The sequence below is a fragment of the Streptococcus suis genome (assembly GCF_029616525.1).
Classification (GTDB): Bacteria; Bacillota; Bacilli; order Lactobacillales; family Streptococcaceae; genus Streptococcus; species Streptococcus suis_AF.
Window position 1 is genome coordinate 1 of sequence record NZ_JANFME010000038.1, and the last position, 8,395, is coordinate 8,395.

The 8,395-nt window shown below is 38.4% G+C and carries 6 protein-coding genes; all 6 read left to right on the top strand.

The features are described from left to right. A partial coding sequence (locus tag NOL38_RS10175) for a DUF445 family protein (protein WP_277942069.1) occupies positions 1 to 831 on the top strand: 831 nt, incomplete at its 5' end. A 111-nt stretch (positions 832 to 942) separates the two neighbouring features. After that, positions 943 to 2,190 (top strand): accessory Sec system protein translocase subunit SecY2, encoded by a 1,248-nt coding sequence (gene secY2, locus NOL38_RS10180; RefSeq protein WP_277942070.1) that lies wholly within the window; start codon positions 943 to 945, stop codon positions 2,188 to 2,190. A gap of 10 nt (positions 2,191 to 2,200) precedes the next feature. Further along, positions 2,201 to 3,793 carry an accessory Sec system protein Asp1 gene (gene asp1 / locus NOL38_RS10185; protein ID WP_277942071.1) on the top strand — a complete coding sequence of 531 codons (1,593 nt, stop codon included), beginning with the start codon at positions 2,201 to 2,203 and terminating at the stop codon, positions 3,791 to 3,793. Further along, positions 3,768 to 5,342: an accessory Sec system protein Asp2 gene (asp2, locus tag NOL38_RS10190; RefSeq protein WP_277942072.1), complete on the top strand. Its 1,575-nt coding sequence runs from the start codon at positions 3,768 to 3,770 to the stop codon at positions 5,340 to 5,342. The genes asp1 and asp2 overlap by 26 nt, the downstream gene beginning before the upstream one ends. Continuing rightward, positions 5,342 to 5,899, top strand: a complete 558-nt coding sequence (gene asp3, locus NOL38_RS10195) for an accessory Sec system protein Asp3 (RefSeq protein WP_238711207.1) — start codon at positions 5,342 to 5,344, stop codon at positions 5,897 to 5,899. Before asp2 ends, asp3 begins: the two co-directional genes overlap by 1 nt. Beyond that, on the top strand, positions 5,896 to 8,313 hold the full coding sequence (secA2, locus tag NOL38_RS10200) for an accessory Sec system translocase SecA2 (RefSeq protein ID WP_277942073.1): 2,418 nt from the start codon (positions 5,896 to 5,898) through the stop codon (positions 8,311 to 8,313). Before asp3 ends, secA2 begins: the two co-directional genes overlap by 4 nt. The last annotated feature ends 82 nt before the right edge of the window (positions 8,314 to 8,395 follow it).

The window sequence follows — 8,395 nt, forward strand, 5'->3', positions numbered from 1 at the left end:
ATTTCAGAATCCGTATCTGAATCTATCTCTGAGTCAGTAAGCGAATCGATTTCAGAATCTGTATCTGAATCAATTTCTGAGTCAGTTTCAGAATCAATCTCAGAATCTACATCAGAGTCAATCTCTGAATCAGTGAGTGAGTCAATTTCAGAATCTGTATCAGAATCTATCTCTGAATCTACATCAGAGTCCATCAGCGAATCAGTTTCTGAATCAATCTCTGAGTCAGTATCTGAATCAATCTCAGAATCAGTATCAGAGTCAATTAGCGAATCAGTTTCAGAGTCAATCTCTGAATCAGTAAGCGAATCGATTTCAGAATCTGTATCAGAGTCTATCTCTGAGTCAGTAAGCGAATCGATTTCAGAATCCGTATCTGAATCTATCTCAGAGTCAGTAAGTGAATCAATTTCAGAATCTGTATCAGAGTCCATCAGCGAATCAGTTTCTGAGTCTGTATCAGAATCAGTTTCAGAGTCAATCTCTGAATCAGTAAGCGAATCGATTTCAGAATCTGTCTCTGAATCTATCTCAGAGTCAGTAAGTGAATCAATTTCAGAATCAGTATCTGAATCAATCAGCGAATCAGTTTCTGAGTCAATCTCTGAGTCTGTATCAGAATCAGTAAGCGAGTCTGTATCTGAATCAATTTCTGAGTCAGAATCAACCCCGTCTCGTCACTCTCAAACTCCGCGTAGACAAGGTGCGTTGCCAAATACTGGTGAACAATCATCAGCTTGGGCAGGAATCCTTGGAGCAGGTCTCCTTCTTGGCGGTTTGTATAAACGCCGTAAAAAAGAAGAGGAAGATGTCGAGAAAAATAGTAATTAACGACAGTGATATTTCGAAGCTATTTATTTGAATAGCTTCGATTTATCATGTATTGTGAGAAGTGTATTCTCACAATACATGATAGAAAGAGGGTATAAAATGTTTGCATCAATGAAGAAAAAAATCCGAAGTTCATTAATTTTAAAAAGGATACTTTGGTCAGTTGGTATAATTTTTGCCTATATGTTAGGGAAATATATTCCTATTGGGACGTTGCCAGTTTATTCTGAAATAGGTGCTGGTGGGTATGATTTAACGAGTTCTCTAGATACTTTAGCGATGGTATCTGGAGGGAATTTTTCTATGCAGAATCTATTTTCGTTGGGTTTAAGTCCTTGGATGACCAGTATGATTCTGTGGCGTTTTTTGAGCTTGTTTAAAGTGGTAAAAGTGGCAACGAAGCGACAAACTCAGTTATGGCAGATGTCACTGATGTTTATAATTGCTTTTATTCAAGCATACGGGTATAGTGGTGTTAGTGATTATTTCGAAATTCCAGCATTAGGACCGCAAAGTAAAGTACTTTTGAGAATCAGTTCAATTGTTATCCTGATAGCAGGGAGTTATGTTCTTGCGTGGCTTGCGGCTGTCAATGCTAGAAAAGGCGTTGGTGGACCATCAGTCATCATTATTTCGAATATGACATTAACATTTTTAGTAAATATTGCTAGATTGGTATCTGAGAATCGTTTTGATATTTGGGTTTGGTTGCTGATTACTCTGTTTGTCCTAGGTGGAGCATCAATTCTTATTTGGATCACGATTAGGGTCTTTAGAGCAGAATATAGAATCCCTATTCGAAGAATAACAATTGTTAGTTCCTTTGCAGAGGAGACGTACATCCCTCTCAAACTAACTCCGGCAGGTGGGATGCCGTTTATGTATGCGATGACCTTGATGACTCTACCCCCGTTATTTATTTCCATATTGCTCGGATTTTTCCCAGATAATGAAGCACTACAGTATCTTTCACAACATTTCTCAATGTCACAGCTAGTAGGAATAATTTTCTATCTTATTCTGTTATTTATTCTGGCAATTGGCTTTGCGTTCTTTAATTTGGATCCAGGAGAAATTGCTGAAGGAATGCAAAAAGGTGGGGATTATATTGAAGGAGTCCGTCCAGGAGAAGCTACAAAGAAATACATCGGATCGTATTTGTGGAAATTGGCAATTATAGGTGCAATTTATACAAGTTTAATGGGTGGTATTCCCATGCTGATTATTTGGAGCCAATCAGGGCAAATAAGTTTTGCTATTCTTATACAAAACATTTATATTATGACCACTCTGATGTTAGGGATTGTAGAGCAAATAAGTGTAATGCAAACTTGGAAACAGTACGATGACTTGATTTAAAGGAGAAAAAATGTATTATTTTATTCCGTCATGGTATAACGGAAATCGTAAGTGGTTTGTTGAAACGCCGCTATGGTTCCGTGTATTTGAGCGTATGAGCTTTGATGATACAATCAACCAAATTCAGATGTTTCAAGCTGCTCATGAAGAAGCTGCGCTTATTTTGACATGCTACCACCCGCAACTTCGCTATTATTTACACAAACAAGGCTTATTAGATGTGAATTATTGGTCATTTTTTGATGATATTCAAAACATTCAAAGAAAGGAAACAAAGACAATTCCTTTTAAAGAATTAGGATGGCCCGAAGGGACTAGATTTATCTATTCCCCATTTATGGTGTTGGCATATGTTGATAACGAAAAGATTGCTGATATCCATTTTGCCGAAAATGGGAACCTACACTTTGTCATTTTTTACGAAGAAAATAAAGAAGCTAGACGCTATTACTTTGACGATAGAGGATTTTTGTCGAGCATTCAATATTCAAAAGATGGTGTTCCTAGCTATCAGGATTACTTAAATGAATTTGGGGTATGGCAGGTTCGTGAACATCTAACTCGAAAGCACAGTGTGATTGAAATCAATCCATCGGCCGATCAAATGTTCCATAAATTAACGTATGATGCCTGGGAGGAATTGTTTAAAGAACGTGTACAATTACTGAAATCTGAGTGGATGGAACCGGATGATTTTTTGGTGGTAGCTAGTGATTTACGTCATAATGATCTTATCTTTAATAATTTTGGTGAGTATCGAAAGGTATTTTCTCTCTTTGGCGATCGTTTTGATGTAAAAAATACTGAGGCGCTAAAGCTGGTTATTGAGGCTGCAAGTTTAGTAATTATTGATACTGAGGCAGCAGAACAACAGATTTTGGCAGAAATCGAACAACACCAGTTACCACATCGTTTTATTAATCGCGTTACTCCATTTGATACTCGTCTTCGCTTAGGGCATAGCCAGACAATTAAAGAACTAATTATCTATTTCTTAATTGATGGTATAGATCAAACCCGTTATCGTCTAGCTTTAGATGAAATTTTAGGAACAATGATGGAGAATCCACTGATAGAACTTCATTTAATAAGTTATGAGAACGGTAGAAAAAAAGAGCAGGTAACAGAAGAAGTCTTGCAGATTATTAATGAAAATTATTCATTAGAACGATTCACTGATTTGGTGGAAAATGAAAGCGAGAACTTACTGGAAGAAGATGAGGAAATAGAGTTAACTGCTATCCAGTTCAAACATTTTACAAATGAAAATCAGATTATAAAAGAATTGGATACAACAAGATTAGTGATTGATTTGAGTGAAAAACCTCACATATATACTCAAATTGCAAGCATTAGTGCTGGTTTGCCTCAAATTAATATGATAAAAACTGAGTATGTGACCCATTCAGAAAACGGTTGGATTGTTGATGAGGTTTCAGGGATTTCGGAAGCTATTTGTTATTATTTTGATGGCTTGAGCAATTGGAATAACTCGCTTATTTATACAGTTCAAAAAATGGGTGATTATACTAGTGGAAAAATCATAGCCCATTGGAAAGAATTATTGGAAAGTAAAAATGAAACTATTGCAGATAGGGGATGAGAACTGGGCGAAAGACCTAGAACTTCCCGAACAAATAGAGTGGTTATACACACCAAGTGATAAACTACAAGATTACTTAGAGGGATTAAAAGCTGCTGAAATTGCCAAGATACCCGAGGAAAGACTAGCTGAAATGGAAGAACCTACAAAAGTTCATATTCATTTTTCAGGTGTGGTAGTTACTTCGGATATTTCGGAAGAAGTGCTGGAGCAACTTACCTCTAATGTCGATGCTTACTCTCTATTTAAGGATAAGAGAGTCACGATTTTCGATCAGCGAGTAGATGGAATGTGTCGACGAGCGGTAATGAGGGAACTACCAATTGAGGAATCACATTACGACACCATACTTTATCTATATCGGAATTTATTTGGTGGGCAATATGGTGCAAAATTAAAGATTCCTGAAATTGATGTAAATCCGCACTTTAAAGGACAAGTATCATACGATGGAAATGTTGGTGTGAATTTTGAAGGCGACTTTGGTAAAGACTTTACAACACTATATACATTTCGGTATAATCTGCCTGTTTTCTCTATGTCATTGGAACTTTGGCCAGAATTCATAAAAGAAGGCGACTGTCAACTCCGAATGGAGATTGTTTGCCTTCGCAAGGGATCGCTTGGCGATGTGTATAAAACTTTGATTATTGACGAATGTGACTTAAAAGAGCCATATATTTTAAGGACAGATGAGGAAGTTGGCCATTATTCTATTTCATTTAGTGTAAAAGGAAGTGGAAAGCTAAAATTTGGTGTAACTCACTGGAGATACTCTCGAGAAGGGCTTGGGCGGTTTGTTTTAGGTGGAAAGCGACACGTTGATGAAAAAAGACAAGAGATTTTTACCTATTTCAATCCTGGAGATTTAAAACCACCATTGAATGTATACTTTTCTGGTTTCCGTGGAGCGGAAGGTTTCGAAGGGTTCTTTATGATGAAAGCTATGAGAACTCCATTTATGTTAATTGCTGATCCGCGTTTAGAAGGTGGGTGTTTCTATTCTGGAACAGAGCAATTGGAAAAGAATGTGATTGATGCCATTCAGGAGTCGTTAGACTATCTTGGTTTCACATCCGATCAATTGATTTTATCCGGATTGTCGATGGGCGCATTTGGTGGTCTCTACTATGCTTCTCACTTCAAACCGCACGCTGTCATTGTTGGGAAACCATTTACAAATTTAGGAGATACAGTTGCTAACTTGAAGTTGAAGCGACCGGATGAGTTTGAAACAAGTGGTGATATGATTCGAAATGTCGTTGGAGGATCAGACGAAGCGGCGATTGAACGTTTTAACCAGCATTTTTGGAATAAATTTGGTAAGGTAGACTTTGATAAGACGGAATTTGCCATTGCCTACATGCAACAGGATGACTATGATGGTCATGCTATGGAGCGTTTGGTAGAGCATCTGGCAGATAGTGATACACATATCTATGCTAAGGGATATGAGGGACGTCACAATGATAATAGTAGAGCCATTAATAGGTGGTTCATGACGCAGTATCATAAATTCTTGAAGAACGATTTTGGAAGGAAGCTCTAATGGAAGGACGATTAATACAAAAGATTTATTGGGGAGATACAGCGAATGGTGGAAATTATTTGTATGGCTCTGTAATTGATCATTTTGATAAAAAGGTTCAGTTTGAAAATCTTCGTTTTGCTTCTGGTAAACCAATAAAACGATGGCATTCTAGGACCAATTATCAAGGGGATCGTCAGTCGCCGAATCTTCCGCTTTTACGTCCTGGTTATCGCTATCGCATAGAACACAACTATTCTGTTGAACCAGAAGGTCGTGCCTACATTGAATTGCAATATTTTAATCGCCAAGGCGAGGTTGTTGGATTAGATATCTTGAAATATGGAGAGCAAGAGTTTGTTTACCCTGCTGATGCCTTCACTTATAATATGGCTTTAGTCAGTGCAGGCTGTCAGCGTGTCTATTTTTCTGATATTGCATTATATGTCTTGGATGAGATTGACACCCACTATCAATCTAGAAAAGCGAGGGGGTATTACAGCCAAAATCGTTATCCGCAGGATTTAGAATTTGTAACAGGCCTTATCCGAAATACTAGAGAAGAGGAAGGGGTATGAAGTTAAGAAATAATACTTCAATTATAAACAAATATCGGTTGTTTAAAATTAGGCGTATCACTAAAAAAATTATTAAACTAGAATCTGAGTATCGCCAAATGAGCGATGAAGAGCTCTCTGGTCAGACAATAAAATTCAAAGAACGCCTTGCACAAGGGGAGACTTTGGATGATTTGTTGGTAGAGGCTTTTGCAACTGTGAGGGAAGCCTGTTACCGCATACTAGGGCAGTTTCCTTACGAAGTTCAAGTCATGGGAGGCATCGCCCTCCACCAAGGCTGTATTGCAGAAATGCGTACCGGAGAAGGAAAGACCCTAACTGCAACAATGCCCCTTTACCTAAATGCACTAATGGGTAAGGGAGCGATACTAGTAACCACCAATGCCTACCTCGCTGTTCGTGATGGGGAGGAAATGGGAAAAGTCTATCAGTTCCTAGGCTTGACCGTTGGGATTGGTGCGAAGGAAGAAGAAGATACTGATACGAATCAAGATTCAGAAGAAGATAGGGAAAGTGTCTATATGGCAGATATTACCTATACAACTAGTGCAACACTTGGTTTCGATTATCTCTCTAATAATCTTGCGTCATCTGCAGAAGGCAAATTCCTACGAGACTTTAACTATGTAATCGTTGATGAGGCAGATGCTGTCTTACTAGACAGTGCTCAGACACCGTTGATTATTTCGGGTTTTCCAAGAGTGCAGTCAAACCTATTTGATATTTGTAATCAGTTCATTCTAACCTTAAAAGAAGGGGAGGAATTCTTTTTTGACCCAGATAAAAAAGAAGTTTATCTGACAGATAAAGGGAATGACTATGCAGAATCGTATTTTGATATAGATGAACTCTACTCATCTGAAAGCTGGGAGTTGAATCGTCATATTAACTTGGCTCTCCGCGCTCATTATCTTTATCGGAAAAACTTTGATTATGTCGTGCAGGATGATGAAATCAAACTGTTGGATAATCGGACAGGCCGGGTGTTAGAAGGAACACGTTTGCAATCTGGTATTCACCAAGCTATCGAGACGAAAGAAAAGGTTAAGAAGACTAAGGAAAGTCGAGCGATGGGCTCAGTTACCTATCAGAGTCTATTTAACATGTTTCCGAAAATCGCAGGAATGACTGGAACTGGACATCAGGCTGAAGATGAATTGATTGAAACTTATCATGTTCCTGTAGTTTCCATTCCGACAAATAAACCGACCCAGCGCATTGACTACCCGGATAAGATATATGCCACCCTACCAGAGAAGTTATATGCCACCATTGAGATGGTAAAAAAACTTCATGCGAAGGGGCAGCCTGTATTGTTAATTTCAGGAACTGTAGAAATCACGCAAATTTATTCCAAGATGTTGTTGCAAGAAGGAATTCCGCATAGCACCCTTACAGCTAATAATGTTGCCAAAGAGGCGCTTATTATTCAAGAAGCAGGACAATATGGAACTGTAACTTGTGCAACTATTATGGCTGGTCGTGGAACGGACATCAAACTTGGTCAAGGAGTGGCTGAACTTGGCGGGTTAGCAGTTATCGGAACAGAGCGGATGCCCAACAGTCGTATGGACTGGCAGTTGCGAGGTCGTTCAGGACGTCAGGGTGAACCGGGGATGTCACAATTTTTTGTCTCATTGGAAGATGAGTTGCTAGTCAATAATGGACCTGAGTGGGTTAAAAAGTACTTTAAGAAAAATAACAACACCGAACGAAGGAATTATGGACAGCCCTTAAAATCGAAACGCTTCAAACGTGCACTTACGCATGCTCAAACAAAAAGTGAGGATGGGGCGATTAGTTCCCGTCGTTTTACGATCGAATATGATGAGAGCATGCGCATCCAGCGGAATAAGGTATATACTCTTAGGGATAAACTCATGTTAGAAGACGTGGATCTGTCGGCTAAGGTAGAGAAAATTGTATTTGAAGTCATTGGAGATTTCTTACAGACCCATCCCAAACGTAGCCCTCATCAATTGAGACGCTATATTTTGGACAACTTTACCTACGAATTTAAAAAAATACCTGAAGATTTGCTTCTTGCTAGTGATACCCAAATTGAGGACCTACTGTTTCTAATCTTTAAAAAAGAAATGGAGAAGAAAGCACGTATTGTTCAAACACATGAGGGGATGTCTGAATTTTATCGATTGGCAGTTTTAAAGGCTATTGATGAAGCTTGGATTGAAGAGGTAGATACGCTGCAACAGTTGAAAGGTGTGATAACGACGCGTTCAACAGCACAAAAAGGAAGTGTCTCCGAGTACTACAAAGAATCTTTGCGCTCCTACAAGGAAATGACTCGACAAATTCAGCAGAAAATTGTACGTAATATCATGCTAAGTACTATCGAAGTAGATAAAGAGGGAAGATTCTCTATTTACTTTGTAGGTTCTGTTGCAAAGTTTTAAATCTACTATCAAATAAGGTAGAATAATAGAAAAAGATAGCAGGAGGAATGACGATGAATCATTTTAAAGGAAAGCAATTTCA

Coding starts and splice junctions, on each gene's coding strand:
- asp1 (WP_277942071.1), top strand. CDS start 2,201: ATGTATTATTTTATTCCGTCATGGTATAACGGAAATCGTAAGTGGTTT.
- asp2 (WP_277942072.1), top strand. CDS start 3,768: ATGAAACTATTGCAGATAGGGGATGAGAACTGGGCGAAAGACCTAGAA.
- asp3 (WP_238711207.1), top strand. CDS start 5,342: ATGGAAGGACGATTAATACAAAAGATTTATTGGGGAGATACAGCGAAT.
- secA2 (WP_277942073.1), top strand. CDS start 5,896: ATGAAGTTAAGAAATAATACTTCAATTATAAACAAATATCGGTTGTTT.
- secY2 (WP_277942070.1), top strand. CDS start 943: ATGAAGAAAAAAATCCGAAGTTCATTAATTTTAAAAAGGATACTTTGG.